The sequence below is a fragment of the Azospirillum tabaci genome, assembly GCF_014596085.1.
Classification (GTDB): Bacteria; Pseudomonadota; Alphaproteobacteria; order Azospirillales; family Azospirillaceae; genus Azospirillum; species Azospirillum tabaci.
The window spans coordinates 1-1,479 of the sequence record NZ_JACCJY010000070.1 but is presented as its reverse complement, the minus strand read 5'-3'; the positions used below and the strand labels follow the sequence as shown (position 1 = coordinate 1,479).

Here is a 1,479-nt window from a genome sequence, read left to right as displayed (position 1 = left end):
AGCTGTTCTTCCGCCCCAACACCATGATGCTGTTCGGCGACGCCAAGAAGGTCACCGAAGAGGTCGTGAAGGCCACCGAGTAAAGGTCTGCTGAATGGAAAAGCCCCTTCCCGGACGAACCGGGAAGGGGCTTTTTTGTTGCCGCATCGGCGATTGGCTCAGAAGCCGACCGCGCCTTCGGCGACATGATCCACGATGATCAGGTGATTTTCCACGCGGGTGACGCCGGGAGTATTCTCCGCGGCGACGCGAATGGCGTCACGCTGCGCCTCGGTGCGGACGCTGCCCCAGAGATGCACGACGCTGTTGCGCACCACGATGTTTTCGCTGATCTCCGGCGCCCAGGGCTGCGCCCGCAGGGTCTCCAGAAGCCGATCGCGCACGACGCGGTCGTCCGCGGCGGCGGGGGAGACGTCCGGCGCGATGCTGGCGAGGACGTGCAGCAGGTTGGCGCGGCTGATGATGCCGACCAGCTTGCCGTTGTTCAGCACCGGAACGCGCTTGATGCGGTTGCCCTCCATCAGGCGGACCACCTCGTCGAGCGGGGTCTCTTCGGTGACGGAGATCAGCGATTCCGTCATCGCGTCGCGCACATGGCGGCCGTGGGACTTGGTGTAGTCGGCGGCTTGGTTAGGCGCGCCCGCGAACATGGCGAGCCACCAGGAGGCCCGGCGCACCGTGCCGGTCTCCGTCCGGCGCAGCAGGTCACCCTCGCTGATGACGCCGAGCAGGCGTCCATTCGAATCGCAGACGGGCAGGCCGCTGATCCGGTTCTCCAGCATGCGCTTCGCGGCTTCGGTCACCGTGGCATCGGGACCGATGGTGACCACCTGACGGGTCATGATGTCCGCAGCTTTCATGGCTTTCCTCCGTTTGCCTGATTCGTTGACCCAGCCAACTTACATATGCACGGAGTGCGGTGAAACTGCCTGGTGTACGGTATACCAATTTGCCGCAGGGCAAATTCCACAGCAGGGCAAATTTTGCAGGCGCAGAAAAAAAGGCTCCGCTGGCAGGAAGCCGCGGAGCCGTCAGGAGGGGGAATCTACAGGGAGGAATGCGTGTAGTTCCGAGGACGTTTGTAACCCTAGCGATCCGCTTCAACCACAGTGGATTCGGTATACCAGTCATGCGGCATGTGGATACCGTATACGATATGCCACAACGCGGCAGAAGGTGCAGAATCGTCGGGCTGTCGCCGAGGAATTGCCGCATCGTCGTTCATCAAAGAAACAGTCCGCGATCCGAACATATCCGCTTGTCATGAACTGGCATCTGGTATACCGTATCACCAATCCAAGCCGCTTCCCTCTCCGGGGCAACGAAAGCGCGGCCCAAACCCCGTCAGGCGGGGGGACTCCGGGGCAACCGGGAGCGGAGAGAGAGGGACGGGAACGCCAATGCAGATGATGAGTTTCTCGGTCGCGCCACTGGATCAGGGGATGAGCTTCAAGGCCAAGGCCTACCAAGCTCTGCGCC

2 protein-coding genes are annotated in these 1,479 nt (G+C 62.2%); one reads left to right on the top strand and one right to left on the bottom strand.

The genetic code is table 11. The features are described from left to right. A partial coding sequence (locus H0B54_RS29265) for an NAD(P)(+) transhydrogenase (Re/Si-specific) subunit beta (protein WP_188263264.1) occupies positions 1-83 on the top strand: 83 nt, incomplete at its 5' end. A gap of 75 nt (positions 84-158) precedes the next feature. Here H0B54_RS29265 and H0B54_RS29260 read toward each other — a convergent pair. After that, positions 159-860: a CBS domain-containing protein gene (locus H0B54_RS29260; protein WP_188263263.1), complete on the bottom strand. Its 702-nt coding sequence runs from the start codon at positions 858-860 to the stop codon at positions 159-161. Positions 861-1,479 lie beyond the last annotated feature (619 nt).

Excerpts from the sequence above, each read along its gene's own strand:
- H0B54_RS29260 (WP_188263263.1), bottom strand. The coding sequence starts at position 860 with ATGAAAGCTGCGGACATCATGACCCGTCAGGTGGTCACCATCGGTCCC.